Raw genomic sequence first — 23,488 nt, 5'->3', positions numbered from 1 at the left:
AATTACGACCCCCAAAAGGGGCAACCCGGATAGTTTCCATTAATTCCGCTTCAAACGAAGCACTAGAGCAATGTGATTGTAGAGGATGCAGTCGCAAACGTCTACTTGTTTCCATTAATTCCGCTTCAAACGAAGCACTAGAGTCCTCATGAAGATGAGGTGGATTTTGTAAGAAATCTAGTTTCCATTAATTCCGCTTCAAACGAAGCACTAGAGACAGTTGGCGCAGTAAGGATCGATGAGGGTGTTAACTCGTTTCCATTAATTCCGCTTCAAACGAAGCACTAGAGTTAACACCCTAGGTCTCACTGAACAGAAAAATGTTCTTACTGGTTTCCATTAATTCCGCTTCAAACGAAGCACTAGAGGTCTATATCTATCTTAATTTTAACAGCAGATAATATAGACCGTTTCCATTAATTCCGCTTCAAACGAAGCACTAGAGGCCAATTTAGAGGTTCATGTTTTTGTAACCCATAAACGTTTCCATTAATTCCGCTTCAAACGAAGCACTAGAGTTCTTTTGCTCCAGAATTATTCGCTGCCACCCTCGGTGGTTTCCATTAATTCCGCTTCAAACGAAGCACTAGAGTGTAAAAATTATTTCCATTGCCAAAGACCCTGCATGTTTCCATTAATTCCGCTTCAAACGAAGCACTAGAGACCCAGTTGACCCAGTTGACCCAGTTGACCCAGAATATAGTTTCCATTAATTCCGCTTCAAACGAAGCACTAGAGTGGGGGACAGAACCCCCAGGAAGTGGAACTGTTAGAGATGTTTCCATTAATTCCGCTTCAAACGAAGCACTAGAGTCCTTCGCTCCTATTTACAATTCAGTAAATTAGGACTTATGGTTTCCATTAATTCCGCTTCAAACGAAGCACTAGAGCATATAGGAGTTGAGCGCTTCGAAAGTTTTTCTGCTCAAGATTTTGTTTCCATTAATTCCGCTTCAAACGAAGCACTAGAGAATGGATACGGATCTATTCAGTAGTTTTTGTCAACTTGTTTCCATTAATTCCGCTTCAAACGAAGCACTAGAGCAACTCAGTAAATTAGGACTTACGTATCGAGAGATGCTTTATTGTTTCCATTAATTCCGCTTCAAACGAAGCACTAGAGACAACAGCGCCAAAGAAAATGGGATAGAAAAGATGGAAAAGCCAAAAGTTTCCATTAATTCCGCTTCAAACGAAGCACTAGAGAGTTCAGTTTTAGAACCACGACAGAATAAGGCTTTCAGACCCCCAAATGTACCTACCCCTTTGATTTAAAAATCAAATTGGCAATTTTTGTCAAAATGACGACCCTCAAATCCTCTCCTAGCATAGCATCGACGCAGTTCAACGATATAATCAGCCTTTCAGCGATTCTCCGAGGTGCGTCGATGGGGTATCATGCAAAGATGAAAAACCACCTTCTAACTACCCCTAGAACACCATAAATGACCGAAAACCTTTCACTCTTGATTTGTCGAGGTTCTTTTTACTGTTACTCTTACTTTCTATCTTAACTTTAGAAATACAAATTGTCAACTCTAAATTAATACTTTTTTTTCCCTAGAAAAAACTGGCCATTACGAAATTGTTGCGCGATCGCATCATTTCAATCCTTCATTCATCAACTGAGCGATCGCCCACTCTCTGACAGCAGAATAAATGTAATAGTCAGCTTTTCTACCCACATATTTCTGATATTGGTTAGGCAAGAGCTGGAAATCTGTTTCCAAAATTCGTGTCATTACATTTAAAATTGACTTGGGGGCACAAGCATTTTTAATATCCTCTCGTTCATATTCATTAGCTCTCTGTAGCAGTAACTCTTTTTGAAAATATAAATCTTCCATTAATTTAATAGAAATTCCCTCACCATTATGAATCAATCTATTACGTTTACTACACCAAAAATTTAAGCTATTCAGACATTCTTGAATAGTCAACCAAGAATCATAATGCTTTGAATTTTTACTAATTATACCATCTACAAAATCTCGCTTTTCATAACGATTTCCTTTATCTGGATAATATTTTTTCTGACCTAAATTCTTTGCTATGATTTCCAAAACTTGTTCATAAAAAGAACTGACTCCCACCAAAAAATTAGCCATCTGATTCAATTCATCATAATAATAAATGCGACATTGAGTATAGACATTAAGTAAAAGATTGTAATTCTTATCCTTGACTTGATTAGAAATCCTTCCTGGAATTTGAGCAGAATTATTCTTAACAATCTCATTAGCAGTTTTCCAGTCTAAATTCAAACAATAATTAGCAATTTCTAGCCCTCTAAAAACCTGAGAAATCAAATGATTTATCTGAGAAATCTTAATATCTTCCAAGTGATAATTCAAAAACTTTAAAGTCTCCTGCCATTGCTTAATTAACTGAATAGCTCCATCAAAATCCCATCTTTCCTCCAACAAAATTTTCACATCTTGATACTTCTGATTCCGCATATATCGCCAATAAGAAGTTAACAGACAATCAGAAGGTTCTCCAGCCAAAATTTTAGCAGGAGACAACACAGGGTCAATAAAAATTTGTTTATTAATAGAAGAAGCAAAAGCCTGCATAGAAATAGCAGTTTTCATCTGAGGTGTTCCACCTTTGAGACTGATTAATAATTCACTATCTCTACTAATATATTTAACAAAAACTCCATAATAGTAGTCCAGTAAATTATCTAAATCTACCGCCGGGATATCAGCAGGTATAATCTCAGGAATTAACTGAATATTTTGTTCTTTTTTGAACCACTTTTGCAAAATATCAAACAGATAAATTGAATCTTGGGGATGTGGGTCTTTTTGTTTAGTAACAAAGATATAAATATCTTGAACTTTAAACTTTTCCACAGCAGTTTTAATCACCCCACTAATTCTGCCTGGGCGAATCCGAGGATGCCATTTTTCCTCATCTTGTTGATAAGCATTGAGTAGTTTTTCAGTCAATTCTCGGAAATAAAAAGGAATTTTAGGATTATTTTTATCGACTGCAACATTTAACTCAGGACAAAGAAGTTGAGTAACATATTCCTGTCTTAATTTCTGCTGTTCCCACATAATTTTCTCATCTTCCGTTAAGCCAGAATAATCAAGATTTGGTTCGTTGCGGTCAAAACCTACAGGAATGTAATAATCTTCAATTTTTACCGCTAAATCAGATGTGCCGATATTTGCAATTAGGATAGCCATATTATTGTTTGTTTGTGATTAATATTTAATTTAATCCCCCCCTGCCATGCTTTGAAAGGGGGGAGTTATAGGAGGTTAAATTATTCAATGTATTTAATAGCTTGATGTTAGATTGAAGCTGATAGAAAATTAACTATTAGAAACCTTTTTCAGTCAATTGTTTAACTACCCAGTTTCTGACTTCAGAATAGATATAATAGGGTTTATCTTCGCCAACAAATTTGCTTTTCTGCTCTAAAGATATCAATCCTAAATCACTTTTGAGTATTTGCGGCATTACTTCATCTAAAATCTCTTTAAGAGAACAAATATTGTTGCCTTTATTTTTCTCATCTTCGTAGAACTTTTGCAGTGATTCTTCAGAAATCCCTCCTAAATTTTTAGAAGCTGTATCATCATAGTGAATAAATTGATTTCGTCGTTTACACCAAAGGTTTAATTGATTTAGTGATGGTCTAATACCCCTAATATTTTTAGTACCCTGCCAAGATTCTTTCTCTTTTGAGTTCTTAGTAAAAAGGCTATCTATTACATCTCTCTTCTCATAACGATTCTTCTTTTTCTGAAACTCTTTTTGTTTTGCTTCCGTACCACGATCATCAACTATTCTTTGTAATACAATTTCATAAAAAGAGCTTACACCAACTAAAAAGCTAGCCATTTGCTTTAACTTATAGTGAATGCGACACTGAGTATAAGTATTGAGTAAAATCTCACCAAGCAAATCTTTATCATCATTAATAGTAAGTTCTTTAGTAACTTCTGGAGGTATTTTAAAAGACCTATCTTTTGCTATACCTTTCGCCTTTTCTATGTCTAAACTCCAATAATTATTTCCTATTTCCAAAACCTTAATCACTTGGCCGATTAATTTATTATGAGTCTTTATTTGAGCATCATCTATGTTATTATCTTTTAAAAATATTAGACTCTTTTGCCACTGTTCAAGTAACTGTAAAGCACCATCAAAATCCCACCTGTCTAAAATGACCTTTACATCTTCATATTTCTGGATACTCATGTATTGCCAATAAGAAGTAAATTTACACTCAGAAGGTTTTCCATAAAGTATTTTTTTTAAAGACAAAATAGGTTCAACAAACAATTGTTTTTTTGCCAATGATGCAATTGTTTGCAATCTCAATGCACTTTCCATCTGATTTGTCCCACCTTTAATACTGGCTATAATTATCGAATCACTTTTAGTATTTTTCCTGAAAAGTTTATTTATACTTTCTTCAAAAAATTGATAGTAATAACTGAATAGTTTATCTTGTTCAACTGGTAAAATATTTTGAGGAATTTCTTTCTTTTCCAGTTTCAAATCAGGAATCTCACGCTTAAACCATTTCTGAAAAATGTCATACAAATGAATTGTATCTGTTAGATATCCTTTGTTAAATTTTAGTTTGCCTGTTTTCAGATCAGGAATATATTTAGGTTGGTTTGTGACAAAGAGATATACTTTTTCTATATCAAAAGCACTTTTTGCTTGGTCAATTACTCCCTTAAAACGGTCTAAACTTATTCGATGATGCCATGTTTCTTCATCCTTGTTATATTCCTCTAAAATTCTTTCGGTTAGTTCTCGAAAAGAATATCGATCTATTCCTAATTCCAGACATAGATATTCTCGAATAAAACTTTTTTCTAATTCCTGTTCCCAGGTACTTTTGTCTTCTTCTGTTAAGTCTGAATCGTTAATATTTGGTTCATTACGGTCAAATCCAACAGGAATATAACGGTCTATTTCTTCAATTTTTACTGCTATGTCAGACGTGCCGATGTTGGCAATTACAATCGATTTCTTTTTGCTATCCATATTATTGCTCTTTTATTGATAATTATTAACAAAAATTATAGAGGCCAAACCTGAATAGAATTATCAGGTAAAGCCCGAACAAAATTATCTCGCTGAGGATGATTTGCCCCAAATATTGTTACTACTTGATAGGGATGACCAGAACTAGGAAAAATAGATTTAATAATCACAAAAGAAGGAGTTCCTAATGTTCCTCCCACAAGAGGATTACCAACTTTTTTCCTGTTTTTTCCTTTAAAACTAGGACTGCTGTAAAGTAAATCTAGTGCTTCTCCTAATACAGATTTTTTATATCCTTCTACCGACCAATTATTAACACGCTGAGGATGTTTTTGTTGCACAGAAGGCACTAAAAATATTTTAGCTTTAGAGTTCAATACATCCTGATAACGATTTTCTCCATCACTCAGCTTCATGTTAGTAGAAATGCCACACGGATAAACCTCTATAAATGAATTTATTACAGATTCAAGAAACTTTTGCCATTGGTTTTTATCGAAAGAAAGTTTACACTTATCTAATTCCCAATGACAACCCCTCATTCTCCCATCATTCCAATGCAAAGGCCGTCTTGAACCCCTACCTACTCCCCCAATATTTGATAATAATTTTAAGACATTTTCTACTAACAATAAATGACTCTTAGACTTAGATTCTAGTAAGATAGAACCTTCATAAAAATAAGGTGTTTTGTTAGTAGAAATCTCTTGTAAATTAATTCCTATTCTCACGCTTCCCTCTTTACTCAAAGCACCAAAAAGCTGAGTCTCAAGTTCCTGGCAAGTTTCAACACTATACAAACCTAAAGCAACCGCTCGAAACCAATACCGTAATACTCCTCTAACTGCGGTATGGCGAAACTCTCCCTCTTTGGTATTAGCTCCATACATTCCTTGCGTCCACACTTTAAAACTATGGGATAAGGAATGAGGTAAAGTAGCTTGAGGTTGAGTGCGTCCGTATCCCGCACTAACACGAGAACCTATTCCGGCAGCTAAAGCATTTTTTAACCAAGTTTCCACTGTTTCCAAGTCTTGAGCTTGCTGCTGTCGTTTCCCTCGATGAGTCCGAACTAAACCAATAACTAACTCCGGTTCCTGCATAGAGAGAAGTGGATGGGGTTTAGGATCATACCTAACTCTGTTCTTTTCCCATACCCATTGGGGGTTTGCCATATCTACACTTAAGCAAGGAGCTTTGGGAAAAGCATCTAAAATTTGTATGCAACCCACCCCTTGCTCCAACTCTCCTAACAACCTATTAATCTCACCCTTACTCACACCATGTTGTCTTGCCCATGCTCTAGTAGCTCCCTTGAGACTACCAGCAGGAACGTAAGGTATACCATAAACTGGGTGAAATACGGGTAACAATAGTTCTTGGAAACCACGCATTCCACCAACTCGCAGTCGCCAAGAAAATTTTACCTCTAACGTTCGCCCTTCTTTGGATAGGGTTTTGGTGCGTTCAGTTAAGAAGGAATAAATATCTTCACAGGTTTTATCGGCATTTTTCACTTCTTCTAGTAGTGGCTGTAAACTTTTATCTTTGCCCTTGGCCCTGTCTAGCAGTTTTTTCTTGTCAATAACAAGACTTTGCAAGGGGTTTGTTATGTTTTTTATTGCTATTGGTTTACCAGCTTTAACAATCAACTTTTTCTGCTGCCAGTGGGGATACATTCTAACTAACTTAGCTTGAATTTTACCCCGCTGTTTTCCAACATCTGCTTTCCCCTCTTCAGTAGGATGATAAATTGTTAAATTTTCCCCTATATCTAGCTCTGTTTCCTTCAATAATTCATACATATTTATATTATCTTTCTGCAATTTTTGGAGGAAATATTGCCATTCTTGATTGTTATCCATTATCTGCTTCTCCTAATACTGAATGGGCCCAAAAAGCCCATTCTTTTGCTAACTGAATTGCTAAACGATTTAAAGCTGTATATTTTCTTAAGGGAAGATCGATTAAACTAGCTTCATCATCAATATCAAAATTCATTTCACTAAAACATTGAAGACTCTCTAAGAATTTCTGATATACTTTTCCTTTATACTGAGTGTCTTCTCCTTTTTTAGGATTATTTTCTCCATCTTTATTATCTAAGTCTTTTTTCAGAAATTTCTTAGCATCTCCACTCAGACGATGTAATCCCCAAGTCGAAATATAAGCAGTTAAACCCTGTACTAAAGCACTAGCTTTTTTTCGATAATCTTCTTCTAAGTAATATTTATTTTTTTCATTTTCTGAAGGTAGTTTTATCATTTCCTTTAATGCTTCATAAGCTTCTTTGCTAAAAGTTCGTGAATCTAATTTCTGAACTTGAGCTACTGGATAACTTATTTTTGAAACTATTTGTGGTTGTTGAGTCTGTTTTTTAAGATTAGTACCAGATGGATTTTGACCAGTCTGCTTTTTTTGATTGTATTGCTTGTTTTTACTCATTATTACTCCTGTTAATTAAATTGATTTAACTACTCTCATTTCCTCTGTTATTTGAAAGCAAGAGGATATAAAAAACATCAAAATTTCTACAATTTAATTGTAAATAAATCTGTCCAGCCCCTTCCCAAACCTTCTAAACCGCCAAATTGCAATCTATCATTGAGAATCTCTACAATTTCTTGACGGATATTTGTCGTATCTTGAGGTTCTACTTCTGTTTCACTTTTTTCCTCTTCTATACCCTTATCAACCTTAATTCTATCTTTTAACATAGACTTCATTCCCCAAGGAAAAAACATTATTGCCTCTGGTGGAATAGACTCTTCAGAACGAAAAGAACCTCCTTTGACAGTTTTAGATTCTTCCTTCAATGCCACCCTAACTTCCCGTTGTAAACCAGTTTCTACCAAAGCAATACAATCTTCATTGTTGACAATAATTAATCGACCTGGTATTTGCTGAACTAAACCATTACTATTCAATAATTGCTCAAATTCTTCAGGTATTAAAAGCTCAATTTTTTCAAAATTAGATTGTTTAATTAGAGCAGTTTGCAAATAAATCTCTGGAGCATCAAAAGTTACTATTGCAGATTTTTTACCCAAATTTTCCCGACAACTTACTAGAAAATTATTTAACTGACTATTATTAATCCAGCGATTCCATCTTTCTAACCAAAGAGGACAAGTAATCCAGATTAAATGATAGTTTAAAGAAGCAATAGGAAAAAATAATAATGTCGCTTCAGCAAACCAAACCTCTCCTTCCGTTGGTTGTTTACCATCTTTAATTTTCTGACCGAAAAATGTATCAGCTTCCTTGGGATTCAAATATTCTAATTCCGAACGAATTTTACCCCGCAAAGAAGCAGAAGGTAGATAAGGAAATTCTGTATGAACTTCACGAGCAATACCCATTAAATTTCCTTCTTGAGTGCTACCTCCTGTGTGTAAAGGTGTGATTAAATGAGCATAAGTTAAATAATTTTGACGCTGGTTCATTGTTATCTTTTCCCCCATAATAATTTACCATAATTTAACATCTGAAAAGTCGTCGCCCAATCACTATCCACAGTTGGTATTAACTGCTGTTCGTGCTGTTCATTAAGAAACTCATCCTTAAACACATAAACCGTCGCCGGAGGTACAAACGCCCTTTGAGGTAACAGAGAAAATTCTGCTTCTCCCTTCTCAGTCGCTTTCTTTCCCTCTTCAGCTATCTTACGCTGAATATTAGAAACACCTCCCCACATTAACGGGCGATCGCTCACACAACCTGCCAATTTTTCCTGCCAAGTTTGAGGATAAACCCCATAAATAGGTTCTCCTATTTTTGCTTCAGCTAACCCCGGTGTTAGTAGATAAGCAAAAGAACTTTCACCATTTTGTTGCTGTTCATAATTTTCTAAACCTCTCCAACCTGAAGGCGTATTTATAGGTGTCACCAGAGTGCGATGTCCTTCCCCACCCAAACGGACTACAGTTTCTTCTAACTCTGCACTCAAACTAGCCACAAAATGCCAACCAGACTTCATGCGCGTTGCAACTTCTGTAAAATATCCACTTTCTGCCTTGACTTGACGAGTTCCTACCTGCATATCAATATGTGGTAAAATTTGCACATCCCAAGGATCGTCCTCAAAGTCATTAGGTTTTAGAGAATTTTCTCCCTGTAGATATTTACACAAAGCAGTGGCTTTTATCCAAGGTTGAGGCCGTCCGCAAACAAACTGGTTTTCTAACTCCGGTGGCACCATCGCTGAAATAGACTGGGAATTTTCTAAATGTTTCCATATATTTCCCAGGGTGTCACTAGGAACAAGACGAGTAACATTATCCCAAGTTTTAGCACTATCTTTAAATTTACTCTCATCCTGTTCGTTATCTTCTTCTCGTTTATTTGCTACTGCCAACAAATCTTTGGGAGTAGGCAACCACAAGGTATGAGAACTATCCATTAAAAACGGACCGAGAAATTCTAAATCCCGTTTTGGTTGTTTGGGGTTATAAGTTGGCAGTGCCGTCCGTAATGCTTGAAATACTGTTGATGGTAGGGGAGGAAAAATCCCTTTTGCCCATGATGCTTCCCCAGGAGTGAAGGGTTTTGATTCCCTAAATAATAGCACATCCAAAGGTGTGAGTTTGTACCATTTCATTTTTTATTGTTCTCCTTTACCCAGTTCTCACGTTCACACATCCTGTCTATCCAATATCCGGTAAACTTCAGCAACCTCCCCAAGTCTTCTGGTTGAGTTCCTAAAGCTGGTTTGCCGTCATCGCGAGGAGCCTTAAACGCCCAATATTCCCAAGCATCCAACCATGCTAAAAGTTTTTCCTCACTGCCTACCTCTAACTTTTTACTATCTTCCCGACGGTTAATAATAACCTTGGCAGCTTCACTAAACAATTTTTGGTTTTCTGTCACCAGACAACGCCTTGGTAACTCTTCAGCTAACCTATAAAGTAGAGGACTAAATGCCTCATTGTACTTTTCTATTTCTAGTAAATCATGCCATTGAGATAATAACGTTCCTTTCATCAACGCTTCTAATGTATTACCAGAACCGTATATTACTCGAAAACATAAACCATCTTTATCGGGAATTTTTTTAGCTCGCTCTTTTTCTGCTGTCCATAAACTCTCTAACACAGTTGGCAAAGGAACACTTTTATGAGCAATAACAATACCCATACTCATCGTTGCCCCTTCTCCCATCGTAAAATAGGGACGCTTATCTAAACTAGAATTTTTCACTGTTTCATCTTTGGGAAACCAATAACCTCCTTCACTTTTAAACTCCAAGTCTTCTCCTCCTTGCCAAGCAGCATGGAGCGATCGTAAATATTCTGGCAAGTCTTCTACGGGCAAAACCGCCATTACATCATCGCCTCCACTATAAACTACCCGTCCGCAACATCTTTCCTCAGTCAGATAGGGTACTAGACGGTTAGAAAAATCTAACAGAGCGCGGTTGAGACCTACATGAGTTGCTGGCCCCATGCGTTTAGGGGTTTTGAGAAATTCTGGAATTACTTCTATAATTAGTCGCAGCGCAAGTCGATGTAATCCTTTCTCCAAGAGATATTCTGCAAAAATAAATAATATATACTTTTTTTGTCTTTGAAGATTATCCCAAGCTTCTAATTCTTGTCTTTGAGAATTATCCCAAGCTTTTAAGCTGATATAATCTCTATATGGTTTCAACTTACTACCATTAACATATCTCCCCATATTGTCGCCATCACCGAGAACTATTGCCCACCAGTCTGAGGGACTACTCTCACCAAAACCACATTCTTTGTGAGCTTCCCCTACAATCTCCCGTAACTTAGATATTTGGTCTTTGTTACTTAGCTCAGATACTTTTTTGAGGTTCATATCTTCAGCTAACCACTTGCTAGAAAACATCATCCCATTATAAGGTTTATCGTCTTCAAACACCTCCTTAAATTTTTTATCAGTTTTTTTGACTTGAAATGGGTGACGACTTTTGGCGTGAAAAGCACCTTTTTGTTTGCCAGAGAAATTAGGTACTACATCTAGTTTTTCTTTCAAACAATCCCAATATTGAGCTACTTTTTGCGGATTATCGTGAGCAAACCTTGCTGATGCAATGGAACTGAGATTAGGAAAACGAATATATTTTTGATATCGTTCATCTCTGGAGAGAGAACTGTCAATTTTAATCCCCAACGACTTAGCAACTCCTCCATCTACCCACGCCATCCGCTTTGTTAACTCCAGAGCATTCAACTTTTCCGAACCGTTGAATAAACCGGGGAATGCTTCTGCCATGACTTGCCAAAACAAACGCATATTTCCAGCAGACATTCCCGCACCTTCTCGAAACTTATCGTAGTGGAGACTGGGATGTACCGCGCTATATTGCCCAGAAAGTGTTGAACGTTCTCCAGGTGCAACAGGTATTTGCCAGGTGCGAGTATTTTTCACAGCTTGAATAGACTTACCCAAACGTCCTTGGAAACTGCCCCACCATGTACCGACATTGAATTTTTCATAGAATTGTTTTTCTGCTTCTGTCGGTATCTCTTGACGTTCTTGGGATAGTTGGGTTTGTGCTTTTAACCATTCCTCTGCACTTTCGTTATTTATCTCTTCTAAATCTCTTTCAGGATCGCCCAAAGGTACAACCGTCCAATAACTTTCCCAAGTATTATCTAGTTGTGCTTCCCACAGTTTATTCCATTCCCAGTTACCTCCATGTTGCCATTTTTTAAACTCATTCTGATACTTTTCCAAGTCTGTAAAATCTTTCTCCTTATCCTGCCAAAATTCTTTCCATTTTTCTTCTTTAGTGGCAATAGGAGCGACAAAATCCATTACCTCTTTTTTGATAACTTCCCTAACCTTAATACCAATATCTACCCAATCACTTTTCAGTTTTTCTGCTAGCTTTTTTCCCATTGCTTTTGCTGCTTCTTTCCCTGGTAAAACAGCAGTTACTAAGTTAGGAAAACCTGCCGTACTTAAACTAACTGATTCACGATTATTAAACTTACTTACAGGATCGCCTTTCGTATACTTATCAAATTCTTGTTGAAAATCTGGATACTTGTCTAAAATCAAAGCATCAATAATTTCTTGCCCCCACAATGAAGGAGTAATTACTGCATCCGGACCATATTCTTCGGCAATATACCAACACATTTTTGCACCTAAATAATGCAGCAAATAAGACCCCGCCCAAAAGTCGAGAAATTTCCGAGATGCCTTAATAAATTCCTGTACGGGAGAGAAAGTAAATAATAATAAATGCGGGCGACATGGGGGAGTTTCAATATTTTCATTAGGGAACATTGCTCCTGATAATGCTGAAACTGTACTCTTATAACTGTGACGCGGACAATCTGGCAAAACTCTATCTGCTGGCATTAGTAAAGCATTTTTTTCCTGCTCTCTTAATTTTTCTGGAGAAAAACGCCAAAGCCACCAAAATGTTTTTTCTGCATTTTCCCCTATTTCTGAACGTGGTTGAAACTGTCTATCGTCAATTAAGGTGAATTTCTGTTTTTGCCCACTGATTAGATGAGATACTTCTATGTTATTAGGTAAATCTGAATCAGGTTTAGATTTCAGAGCTACTCTATCTGATGTTTTTGCTAGTCCTTCACATTGTTGTTTTCCTTGAGTTTCCCACCATTCTTTTAGGGTCGGTAATTTATCTTTTAAACATTCTATTTCTATTTCTTGGTCAGACAATTCTTTTGTGCTTTGCAGTAAAGCATAAATTTTACGGTGATAATTAATTTTCATTGCAGTTATGAAAGTTATAGTTTTTCTGCTATGGATGACAATTTCCGTAATCTTTAATTTTTTCGTAGTTTCCTATCTTCAAAAACAACGCTAATAATTATTTTTTTTTCTTAGGTAATGTAGTTCATATTTGCTTGATTTTCTATTGACATTTATAGACTAACATCAATTTTTTTTATTCGCCACTGTTTTTATGATTTTTTATGCGAATGACAAAAATTGGGTTTTTTATAAATATTATGTCCATTAAAAGACCATTATTTATTAGTGGGGCAAAAAAATTAAATCTCTTTTGGATAACTCTGTATTTATGCGGTTTAGTTACACTTTTTTCCTCATTCGCATCAAATATATTGAAAATTCATCACCACAACTTTTATAGTAAGTAACAAAATTTTCAGCCTGACTCCTGTGAAACAAACTATAAAAATGAATCAAAATAACTTCAGAGCATCTAACACTTTTGAATTTTCCCCTGATGTTGAATTTTTACAGATATTGGCACAAGGTTCTCTCAAACAAAACTTACCTAAAGCAGTACGTCTATGGGTAATCTTGCGATCGCTCTACGGTTCGGAAGCAGATCCGGTAAAAGTTGAATTAGGAAATAAATTTACCTATAATGACTGGTGCAGTCGTTTTTTTACGGGGTTTAATTATCATAAAAATGATATAATTCCTCATAACCATGATTCTAATTGTTCTTGTCACAAAACAATGACTGATTGGCTATTTGAACCAAGCATAGGTTCTAATGATAATGAATGGAAAAAGTCGTTTCTTCAGCTTTATCCAGTTACAACACAACAACTTCATAATTTATTGAATTGTGGTACGCTTTCTGTAAATAAAGAGTCGGAAAAACCACAAAAAAAAGGTTTATTAGCTAAAACCCGCAGAAACTTTCAATATGATTTTCAAACATTAGTTTCTCTGGGTTGGTTACAGACAGAAAAGGTTAAGAGCGAGCCGACTCACAACAAATTTAAAACTCAATATATTAAAGTTGATTCATTTCCCGCTATTCTAATGTCTGTCTCAGAGGAAGTTGTCGAGAATCAAGGATTTGAAAATCTGATTCAAAATGATTTAGCAGATTTTTTCAATGAATTTAGTCAGAAAATTAATCACGAACAACGTTTCTTTTTAGAACTTGAATATATTGTGCATCAACAGTTTTATAAAAATCTCAATATTTGGATACAAAAACTGAAAAATATTTGGCAATCTGAACCAATTCCACCAATAAAAATTACTTATGTTAGTGCCAGTAATTTTCAAAATTATCAGGATGAGGGAGAAGATTATATTATCTATCCTGTTTGTATTTACTATTCTCAACGTGCCCCTTATTTATTTGCTTATGGTCAAACTCCAAAGAATAGTAGTTCCATGAAAATAAATTGGTATGGTTATCGCCTTGACAGGATTAAAAATATAGAAGAGTTAGAATGGAGTTTGGTAAATTTGCCGAATTTTTCTCAGAAAATATGTGAGTCAAAAACACCTCAAACTTTAGAAAAAATTAGAAGTGAAACTTGGGGATTTAATTTGGCTCGGCCTCAAGAAATTTTACTAATTAGATTTGACCGCTATTATCATAATCTTTATATTCAAGGTACGGAACGAGAGAAGTTATTTCAACAAATTTCTTACAAACAAGCTCAAAGTTTGATTAATAATTCGGAGATAAAATTGGAACAAAAACAGCAGCTTTTAGGAAGTTTAAAATCTCGTTCTAGCTCTGATATTTACTGTCGAGTAAATTATCGTCAGGATTATAATACGATTATGCGTTTGAGAAGTTGGGGAGCCAAAGTTGAAGTTTTCTTACCTTGGGATTTGCGTGAAACTATGGCGAAGGACATTCAACAAAGTTGGAAATTTTATTGTGATTAAGGCAGAAGGCAGAAGTTTTGGTTGTTTAAGAAGCGGTATTAATTTGGGGAAATAGTAGAGCCATTTTCTGCATCTTCGTTTTCAGCTAAATAGATACTTTCAGCTAGGAAATTAAACTTTATATTATTGGGTTTGAATAATATATTTATGATTCCTAAGATAGTTGAAAAAGAAATAGTAACCAGAAAATATATCGTCATTAACTTTGCTCCTTTTAAGTGAGTTGAGCGCTCTGATATTATTCACTATAAAAGTTAATGGAAGAGGCTTTTTCCTATACTTGTAAAAGGAAGTTAGAAGACAACACCTGGTTTTGAATTTCTAGAGGTATGTTCAGAAATTAACAATGAACAAATTACCCCTTCTTAAAACGGATAGGATTGCCTAAAAGGAAAATTTTTGATTTATCCCCTATCCAAAGGGAGGCTTCAAGGTGTGAATTGTTGAATGAATAATTAATTGACTATTAATTATTAATTATTAACCATTAATAATTATTCGGTAATTTTTCCTTCAGTGTCAATTTTCATAATTTTTATCCTTAATTAGGTTAAAAAGCAGTGATGCTTATGTTGTCTTCACCCCTGGTGGAATCTGCTATATCATATCATATCTGCGTCAGGAAAACCCCTTTTCCATACCAATGCCATAATGTCATCGAAGGCAGAAAGCACTTATGTTGAGAGCAGTAGGCAAGGAAGGTAATAATATCATGTCTGGTGGAAATAGCGCTTACGCGACTAAAAAACTTTCTCTCTTTGAACCAATATTCCCTTCTGCCTTCTGCCTCCTGCCTTCTGCCTTTCTTGATAACTGATAACTGAAAAAAAGATGGTTTTCCGAAAGATTTTTTCTAATTTAAACAATGACTCGGAATTAGACTCAACTAATTTAGTTGAGAAATTCCTGAATTTAGACAATTTTCTCCAAGCTTTTGCTAATGTTGCTGCTAAACAAGGTAGTGCTGGAGTTGATAATGAAACTATTGATGACTTTAAGCAAAATTTACGCGCTAATATTTCTCAACTTAAGGATGATGTGGCTAATAATAGATATGAACCTCTTCCTTGTAAACAGATTTTAATTGCTAAAAATCATGGCAATTTTCGAGAGTTAAGAGTTCCTACTATTAGGGATAGAATTGTACAACACGCTCTCTTAAATGTGCTTAATCCTGTGGTGGAAAAATCTTTTTCTGCTGTTAGTTTTGCTTATCGTCCTAATCTCTCTTATTTGGATGCTGTTAATGAGGTAATTCGGTGGCGAAATTTGAATTATCGGTTTGTTTTGGATGCCGATATTACTAAGTTTTTTGATAATATTAATCATCAAATCTTGTTAAAAGCTGTTCGGAAATATGTAGAACATCCAGGAATTTTATGTTTGATTAAATCTTGGATTTCTGTTGGTATTTTGACTAAGGAAAAAATTGTTAAATCTGACAAAGGTATTCCTCAAGGGGCTGTGATTTCTCCTCTTTTGGCTAATATTTATTTGGATGAATTTGATAAAAGTTTCTCTGATACTGATTGGAAGTTGGTACGTTATGCTGATGATTTTCTTGTGCTGGCTCAAAGTTTAGAGGAAATTCTGGCAGCTTCTGCTCATGTAGAAAAAACTTTGGATTCTCTGGAGTTGACTTTGCATCCTGATAAAACTTTATTGACTAATTTTAAAGAAGGTTTTCGTTTTCTTGGTCATGGTTTTCTGGATAATGCTATTTTTCCTATTGAGTCGAATGAGGAAGGAAGAAGAAAGAAGGAAGAAGGAAGAAGGCAGGAGGCAGAAGGCAGAGGGCAGAAGGAAGAACGGGGTAAAAAAAAAGTCTCCAAGAACAAGAAACGGAAACAACGGAATTGGAGGTTTTACCAAGAGCTTTTTCACCAACAAAGCTAGCTAAAAAATTTACTAATCGCGTTATTTGGAGTCAAGAAATGGCTACTCTTTATTTACTTGAGGCTGGTACTACTATTTATAAGGACAATCAACGTTTTGGGATTTGGATTCCTGATAAAAATAATGATAATAATCGGATGGAAATTCCAATTCGGGAGATTGAAAGGATTTTAATTTTTGGTAATATCCAGTTAACTACTCCGGTTATTCAAACTTGTTTAGATAAAAAAATTATTGTCTTGTTTTTGGCTTCTTCTGGTCAATATAAGGGTCATGTGTGGAATGTAGAATCTACTCATTTAGATAATGAGTTGGTTCAGGTGAAAAAACATGGAAATGTGGATTTTAAATTACCTGTTTGTCAGGCTATTGTTCGGGGTAAGTTGATGAATTCTCGACAGCTTTTATTACGATTAAATCGAAAGCGTCAAGTGCCAGATGTGGCGAAGGCGATCGCTGGAATTAATACGGATATTTTGGCTGTTGATAGTGTGAAAAATATTGATAGTTTACGGGGTTATGAAGGTATTGCTGCTGCTCGATATTTTCCGGCTTTGGGTAAGTTAATTAGTAATTCGGCTTTTAGCTTTTCTTTGCGGAATCGTCAACCGCCTACAGACCCAGTTAATTCTTTGTTGAGTTTTGGCTATACTCTACTTTTTAATAATGTTTTGAGTTTGATTATTGCTGAGGGTTTATCGCCGTATTTTGGAAATTTCCATTATGGAGAAGAGAAAAAACCATATTTAGCATTCGATTTGATGGAAGAATTTCGTTCTCCTATTGTTGATAGTTTTGTGCTATGGTTTATTAATTCTTCGGCGGTTAAACCAAAGAATTTTGAATCGGTTATTACAACTGGTGGTGTTTATCTAAAGTCAGGGGCAAGGAAGGTATTTTTAGAACAATTTGAACAAAGAATGAATGAGTCAATTTCTCATCCTGATATACAGTCTCAGGTTTGTTATCGACGTGCAATTCAATTACAAATTCGGCGTTATAAACGTTATCTTTTACATGGGGAAGCTTATGAACCTTTTTGGAGAATTTAGAATGGAAGAAGTCAGAATTCAGAATTCAGAATCCAGAATTTAGAATGGAAGGAGCTAGAATTTCCGTGCCTCCTACAGAGGAGCTACGCTAATGTCATGCTCCGTAAACAGAGCCAGAATTGTTTGAGAAAATTTATTGCCTTTAGTTATTGTATTAGTCTCGTCAACTTACTTAACTCCTGGCTCCTGACTCCTGGATTCTGGCTCCTGGATTCTGGATTCTAACTCCTAGCTTCCAACTACTTAATACTTAATATTACTCATGCCAACCCAACCTGCTAGAAAATTTCAAGACTTAATTGTGTGGCAAAAAGCCCATCATTTTGTTTTGTCAATCTATTCTATTAGTCGTAGTTTTCCCAAAGAAGAAATCTATGGATTAACATCTCAATTAAGACGTGCTGCTGTATCTGTACCTGCAAATATAGCAGAAGGTTTTAAGAGAAGAACTGTACCTGATAAAATTAGATTTTTGAACATATCACAAAGTTCATTGGAAGAGTGTCGTTATTATTTAATCCTAATTGAAGACCTTGGATACAATAACAACTGCACTAAAGTAATGGGAAATTTAGAAGAGGTAAGTAAACTACTAGATTCTTATGTAAACAAGTTAGAACAACAAAGATAATTCATTCAGGAGTTAGAATTCAGAATTCAGAATTTCCTACGGAATGCTCTGCAAACAGAATTCAGGAATTAGATTAGAGTTCCTTGGGAAAATTTATTACCTTTAGTTATAGTATTAGTCTCATCATACTTAACTCCTGGCTCCTGGATTCTGGATTCTGGCTCCTGAGTCCTAAAAAAACTATGGTAATTGTTGTGTACGATATTCCTGATGATAAGAGGCGAACGAAATTATCTAATTTTCTGGAGGGTTACGGTCGCCGGGTGCAGTTTTCAGTGTTTGAATGTTTTATTAGTTTGGAGGAAATGCGACAGTTGCATCAGAAGGTGAAAAAGTTTGTTTTGCCAACGGAAGATAATGTTCGCTTTTACTGGATGTTTGCTGAAGCAATGTCAATGACTTTGACAATTGGCAGTGAAAAACCAGCGCCACCACCTAATTTTTATGTGATTTAGAACAAAAATATGGCCGAAAAAAAATATTAACTTAGGGTTGACAATTTGTATGCTTAAAGTTAAGATAGAAAGTAACGGAATTAGTATGAAGAACCTCGAAAAATGAATAGCAAAACTTTTTTAGTCATTTCTAGTCTTTAAGGAGTGGTTAAAAGGTTGTTTTTCATCTTTGCATGGTACCCCACATACACGCCTCCGAGAATCGCTGAAATGCTGATTATCTCGTTGACCCGTGTATGTGCCTTGCCAGGAGCGGGTTTGAGGGTTGTCATTTTGGCAAAAATTGCCTTGTTGATTTTTTTATCAAAGGGGCGTGTATATTGGGGGGTCTGAAAGCCTTGATTTGTCGTGGTTCTGAAACTGAACTCTCTAGTGCTTCGTTTGAAGCGGAATTAATGGAAACATCAAAGTTATCAACTTCAACACCTATGTTCAACGAGGCCTCTAGTGCTTCGTTTGAAGCGGAATTAATGGAAACTTGGGATATAACGCAACTGCATGTTGTAGTTGCGTATGCTCTAGTGCTTCGTTTGAAGCGGAATTAATGGAAACTGCTACAGGATTAGAAGCAACACGACGAGCTGAGATCGGCTCTAGTGCTTCGTTTGAAGCGGAATTAATGGAAACCTCGTGCTACAGTTTCAACAGTTTCAGCATTAGCGCTCTCTAGTGCTTCGTTTGAAGCGGAATTAATGGAAACTTTTTCATAGGCAGCGTCTGCGCCGCCTATGAATTTCTCTAGTGCTTCGTTTGAAGCGGAATTAATGGAAACCTTCGCACTTCTTGTTGCACAGAGATTGCGAAATAATCTCTAGTGCTTCGTTTGAAGCGGAATTAATGGAAACATCGTAGTAGCAGCGACTGCAGGAGCAGCTGCTAAAACTACTCTAGTGCTTCGTTTGAAGCGGAATTAATGGAAACAGTTTACTAACTTCATATATGCTCTTATTTTTTTGGTTTTCCTCTAGTGCTTCGTTTGAAGCGGAATTAATGGAAACTCGTTGTGCAGTCTCCAAAGCAGGGGCTTTGGAGAGTCTCTAGTGCTTCGTTTGAAGCGGAATTAATGGAAACAAGCTTATCAGCGGAGGCACTTCCTCTACTGAAAACTTATCTACTCTAGTGCTTCGTTTGAAGCGGAATTAATGGAAACGCAGAAGCAACAGAAATCAAAGTAGCAACGGAAACCTCTAGTGCTTCGTTTGAAGCGGAATTAATGGAAACGTGCGTTTAACGTACGCAAATCCGAATTCACCAGCTCTAGTGCTTCGTTTGAAGCGGAATTAATGGAAACGCCGTTGTCAATGCTGAAATATTTACTGTCTATTTCAACTCTAGTGCTTCGTTTGAAGCGGAATTAATGGAAACTTTCCCGAGCAAGATCATTTAAATGATCTTGGGAGTGTGCCTCTAGTGCTTCGTTTGAAGCGGAATTAATGGAAACTTGAAGCTACTGCTAAGGCAGTAGCAGTAGCAGCACTCTAGTGCTTCGTTTGAAGCGGAATTAATGGAAACAATTCTGGGTTGAAGTTCGCACGCCCCACTCACCACCACTACCTCTAGTGCTTCGTTTGAAGCGGAATTAATGGAAACCGTTTCTGCACCTGCAGCGGTTGCTGAAAGTGAGAGAATCTCTAGTGCTTCGTTTGAAGCGGAATTAATGGAAACACATAGATCAGGAGTATAAAAGCCGATCCATATAGAAATGCTCTAGTGCTTCGTTTGAAGCGGAATTAATGGAAACTAGCGGAACCGTTGTTCTCCGGTTCCCACTCTTCTTCTCTAGTGCTTCGTTTGAAGCGGAATTAATGGAAACGAAAACAGGAGCGAAAGCACGATAAGGAGAGAGATAAGACCTCTAGTGCTTCGTTTGAAGCGGAATTAATGGAAACCCGTTGTTTTCGTAGTAGTCGCCGCCGCTTGCTTCGAAGCTCTAGTGCTTCGTTTGAAGCGGAATTAATGGAAACTTTTCGTAGTAGTCGCCGCCGCTTGCTTCGAAGCAAGCGGCGGCGCTCTAGTGCTTCGTTTGAAGCGGAATTAATGGAAACCAACGCTTGCACGGTCCGTTTGGTGCACCAGGGGCGCACCTCTAGTGCTTCGTTTGAAGCGGAATTAATGGAAACTTTTTCCTCCTTCTCCTCAGGAGGAGGACATTCCTCCACTCTAGTGCTTCGTTTGAAGCGGAATTAATGGAAACGAAATATGCTTTGCTCAACATTTTCGATCGGAACAGAAGAAGCTCTAGTGCTTCGTTTGAAGCGGAATTAATGGAAACGTTGAGCTCCAATATCTCGCAAATACTGAAAATCATGGCTCTAGTGCTTCGTTTGAAGCGGAATTAATGGAAACCACCAGGGGCACACTCGTCGGCACAAGCCGAAGCGCAGTCTCCCTCTAGTGCTTCGTTTGAAGCGGAATTAATGGAAACAAATAACGGAAGCAATTAAGTTACGCATGATTTTTTTGCTCTAGTGCTTCGTTTGAAGCGGAATTAATGGAAACTTCAGCAAGTGTTTCGTTTTTTTGATTTTGATTAGACACTCTAGTGCTTCGTTTGAAGCGGAATTAATGGAAACCTGGCGCTCTGTCTCAGTGACAGTCTGGCCTGTGACCTCTAGTGCTTCGTTTGAAGCGGAATTAATGGAAACGGGCTGCACCTCCCGAGGAGGTTGAGTACGGGGGGCTCTAGTGCTTCGTTTGAAGCGGAATTAATGGAAACCTTGTGAATCCGCTTTGCGAAGCTCCATATCTTTCTCTAGTGCTTCGTTTGAAGCGGAATTAATGGAAACGTTGTCTTGAGCAGCTGGCGCGGGCGCAGCTGCCAAAACACTCTAGTGCTTCGTTTGAAGCGGAATTAATGGAAACAGGAGGAAAGTCGCAGTAGTGGCCCGACTTCTTAACTCTAGTGCTTCGTTTGAAGCGGAATTAATGGAAACGTTGGGATAAGAACAGTGGTCATAGCAATAGCTATGACAAAACTCTAGTGCTTCGTTTGAAGCGGAATTAATGGAAACTTAAGCCTGTTCCCTTCATCTCAAACACAATATTAACTCTAGTGCTTCGTTTGAAGCGGAATTAATGGAAACCAGCCTTCTGGAACTTTATTGAGTGGCTCTCCCGCAAGGGCGGTAACTCTAGTGCTTCGTTTGAAGCGGAATTAATGGAAACTAAAAGTGTAGGGAGCAGCAATTGCTGCGGAACCAACGGACTCTAGTGCTTCGTTTGAAGCGGAATTAATGGAAACATTGCTCAGATTGTTGTTTTGGAACTTCGAAAGTGAAACTCTAGTGCTTCGTTTGAAGCGGAATTAATGGAAACATTTTGCTCGTCGTCGACATTTGTCGCCGCAAGTTTGCTCTAGTGCTTCGTTTGAAGCGGAATTAATGGAAACCTTCGAAGTAGCGAGAACGACTTCCGTCGAACTCTTCGACTCTAGTGCTTCGTTTGAAGCGGAATTAATGGAAACGGCAGGATTGCTCCGCTGGTTTTTCAGTTTTAACTAAACTCTCTAGTGCTTCGTTTGAAGCGGAATTAATGGAAACGATTATAGTAGGCTCTATAACCTCCTTCACTACTACATCCTCTAGTGCTTCGTTTGAAGCGGAATTAATGGAAACCTGATTCTGTTATGGTTCCATCAGTATGACTGATAGACTCTAGTGCTTCGTTTGAAGCGGAATTAATGGAAACAAAATGAACACCATCAAAGTCTACTCCGTATTCCTTGATGCTCTAGTGCTTCGTTTGAAGCGGAATTAATGGAAACCCTCTCCTTCTTTCATCTGTCTGTACTTCATAAATTTCTCTAGTGCTTCGTTTGAAGCGGAATTAATGGAAACCATTAGGCTTAGACCTTTATAGAATTACGTACATCTCTAGTGCTTCGTTTGAAGCGGAATTAATGGAAACCTTCATGGTAAAGCTGATATGCTTTTGTTAATGTCTCTCTAGTGCTTCGTTTGAAGCGGAATTAATGGAAACTCTCAGTGTATCCTTCATACATGAAGATACACGCGTTTGCTCTAGTGCTTCGTTTGAAGCGGAATTAATGGAAACTTTGTCAGAAGAGGAAGGGGGTTTATCCCTGTTTTCCTCTAGTGCTTCGTTTGAAGCGGAATTAATGGAAACATTAAAATGAAAGAAAGTTTTCGGATCATTGTATTTGCATACTCTAGTGCTTCGTTTGAAGCGGAATTAATGGAAACCATACAGATTATTGCAGACATTGAAGCTACAATACACTCTAGTGCTTCGTTTGAAGCGGAATTAATGGAAACATGTTTTTCGCCCATGTAATATAATTATCTATGGCTTTTTTGCTCTAGTGCTTCGTTTGAAGCGGAATTAATGGAAACTTGAATTATTTTAACCTTAACTTCTTCGTTAGAAGCTGACTCTAGTGCTTCGTTTGAAGCGGAATTAATGGAAACTTGCTTAAAGCTTTGAGCTCTTCGCAAATATAAAACTCTAGTGCTTCGTTTGAAGCGGAATTAATGGAAACATCAAGCCTTTGCTTATGTTTAATTTTTTTAGCAAAGCTCTAGTGCTTCGTTTGAAGCGGAATTAATGGAAACACTGAGTCAAGCATTCCTGCTGATGTCATCATCGACCAAGCTCTAGTGCTTCGTTTGAAGCGGAATTAATGGAAACCCTCAAAAAATGTGCTACCAGTTTTTAGAAACATTTCTCTAGTTGTAACGGCTCGCAAACAAAAACGCCTCGGCTCGCAAACAAGACAATTTTCAGCTCACATTAACTGCAAATAAAAACACCTTTCAGCTCAGATTATTTGCAAACAAGCTCAGATTATTTGCAAACAG

At 36.9% G+C, this 23,488-nt stretch carries 12 protein-coding genes and 2 CRISPR repeat arrays (1 of these 14 cut by a window edge); of the genes, 5 read left to right on the top strand and 7 right to left on the bottom strand.

Features of this window, described 5'->3' with window-relative positions; translation table 11 throughout:
* Positions 1-1,206: a CRISPR direct-repeat array (repeat unit 36 nt; unit sequence GTTTCCATTAATTCCGCTTCAAACGAAGCACTAGAG) (it extends 1,843 nt beyond the left edge of the window).
* 395 nt (positions 1,207-1,601) lie between these two features.
* The 7 genes from F6K22_RS02340 to cas10 form a co-directional block, all read right to left on the bottom strand.
* Positions 1,602-3,197, bottom strand: coding sequence for a hypothetical protein (locus F6K22_RS02340; protein WP_293092835.1), 1,596 nt, complete (start codon positions 3,195-3,197; stop codon positions 1,602-1,604).
* Between the two features lie 136 nt (positions 3,198-3,333).
* A complete protein-coding gene (locus tag F6K22_RS02335) occupies positions 3,334-5,019 on the bottom strand; it encodes a hypothetical protein (RefSeq protein ID WP_293092833.1) in 1,686 nt (561 codons plus the stop codon).
* A 35-nt stretch (positions 5,020-5,054) separates the two neighbouring features.
* Positions 5,055-6,884, bottom strand: a complete 1,830-nt coding sequence (gene cmr1 / locus F6K22_RS02330) for a type III-B CRISPR module RAMP protein Cmr1 (RefSeq protein WP_293092831.1) — start codon at positions 6,882-6,884, stop codon at positions 5,055-5,057.
* Positions 6,877-7,464 (bottom strand): hypothetical protein, encoded by a 588-nt coding sequence (locus F6K22_RS02325; RefSeq protein ID WP_293092829.1) that lies wholly within the window; start codon positions 7,462-7,464, stop codon positions 6,877-6,879. The genes cmr1 and F6K22_RS02325 overlap by 8 nt, the downstream gene beginning before the upstream one ends.
* 86 nt (positions 7,465-7,550) lie before the next feature.
* Positions 7,551-8,465, bottom strand: coding sequence for a type III-B CRISPR module RAMP protein Cmr4 (cmr4, locus tag F6K22_RS02320; RefSeq protein ID WP_293092827.1), 915 nt, complete (start codon positions 8,463-8,465; stop codon positions 7,551-7,553).
* A gap of 2 nt (positions 8,466-8,467) precedes the next feature.
* Positions 8,468-9,619 carry a type III-B CRISPR module-associated Cmr3 family protein gene (locus F6K22_RS02315; RefSeq protein WP_293092825.1) on the bottom strand — a complete coding sequence of 384 codons (1,152 nt, stop codon included), beginning with the start codon at positions 9,617-9,619 and terminating at the stop codon, positions 8,468-8,470.
* The gene (cas10, locus tag F6K22_RS02310; RefSeq protein WP_293092823.1) at positions 9,616-12,738 is read right to left on the bottom strand and encodes a type III-B CRISPR-associated protein Cas10/Cmr2; all 3,123 of its coding nucleotides are present in this window, start codon (positions 12,736-12,738) and stop codon (positions 9,616-9,618) included. The genes F6K22_RS02315 and cas10 overlap by 4 nt, the downstream gene beginning before the upstream one ends.
* A gap of 429 nt (positions 12,739-13,167) precedes the next feature.
* Between cas10 and F6K22_RS02305 the strand changes: the two genes are divergently transcribed.
* The 5 genes from F6K22_RS02305 to cas2 all read left to right on the top strand — a co-directional run bounded on the left by F6K22_RS02305 (position 13,168) and on the right by cas2 (position 18,671).
* Entirely contained in the window at positions 13,168-14,637 is a 1,470-nt protein-coding gene (locus F6K22_RS02305; protein WP_293092821.1) for a TIGR03985 family CRISPR-associated protein, read from the top strand.
* 831 nt (positions 14,638-15,468) lie between these two features.
* Positions 15,469-16,533, top strand: coding sequence for a reverse transcriptase domain-containing protein (locus F6K22_RS02300; protein ID WP_293092819.1), 1,065 nt, complete (start codon positions 15,469-15,471; stop codon positions 16,531-16,533).
* Positions 16,534-16,571: 38 nt separating this feature from the next.
* Complete coding sequence (gene cas1, locus F6K22_RS02295) at positions 16,572-17,585, top strand: CRISPR-associated endonuclease Cas1 (protein WP_293092817.1); 1,014 nt, start codon at positions 16,572-16,574, stop codon at positions 17,583-17,585.
* Positions 17,586-17,847: 262 nt separating this feature from the next.
* Entirely contained in the window at positions 17,848-18,216 is a 369-nt protein-coding gene (locus F6K22_RS02290; RefSeq protein ID WP_293092815.1) for a four helix bundle protein, read from the top strand.
* Between the two features lie 182 nt (positions 18,217-18,398).
* Positions 18,399-18,671, top strand: coding sequence for a CRISPR-associated endonuclease Cas2 (gene cas2 / locus F6K22_RS02285; protein WP_293092813.1), 273 nt, complete (start codon positions 18,399-18,401; stop codon positions 18,669-18,671).
* 367 nt (positions 18,672-19,038) lie between these two features.
* A CRISPR array of direct repeats spans positions 19,039-23,318; the repeat unit is 36 nt; unit sequence CTCTAGTGCTTCGTTTGAAGCGGAATTAATGGAAAC.
* Positions 23,319-23,488 lie beyond the last annotated feature (170 nt).

It is taken from the genome of Okeania sp. SIO2F4 (assembly GCF_010672385.1).
Taxonomy (GTDB): domain Bacteria; phylum Cyanobacteriota; class Cyanobacteriia; order Cyanobacteriales; family Microcoleaceae; genus Trichodesmium.
The sequence above is the reverse complement of the archived record's forward strand: the minus strand, read 5'-3'. Positions and strand labels throughout refer to the sequence as shown.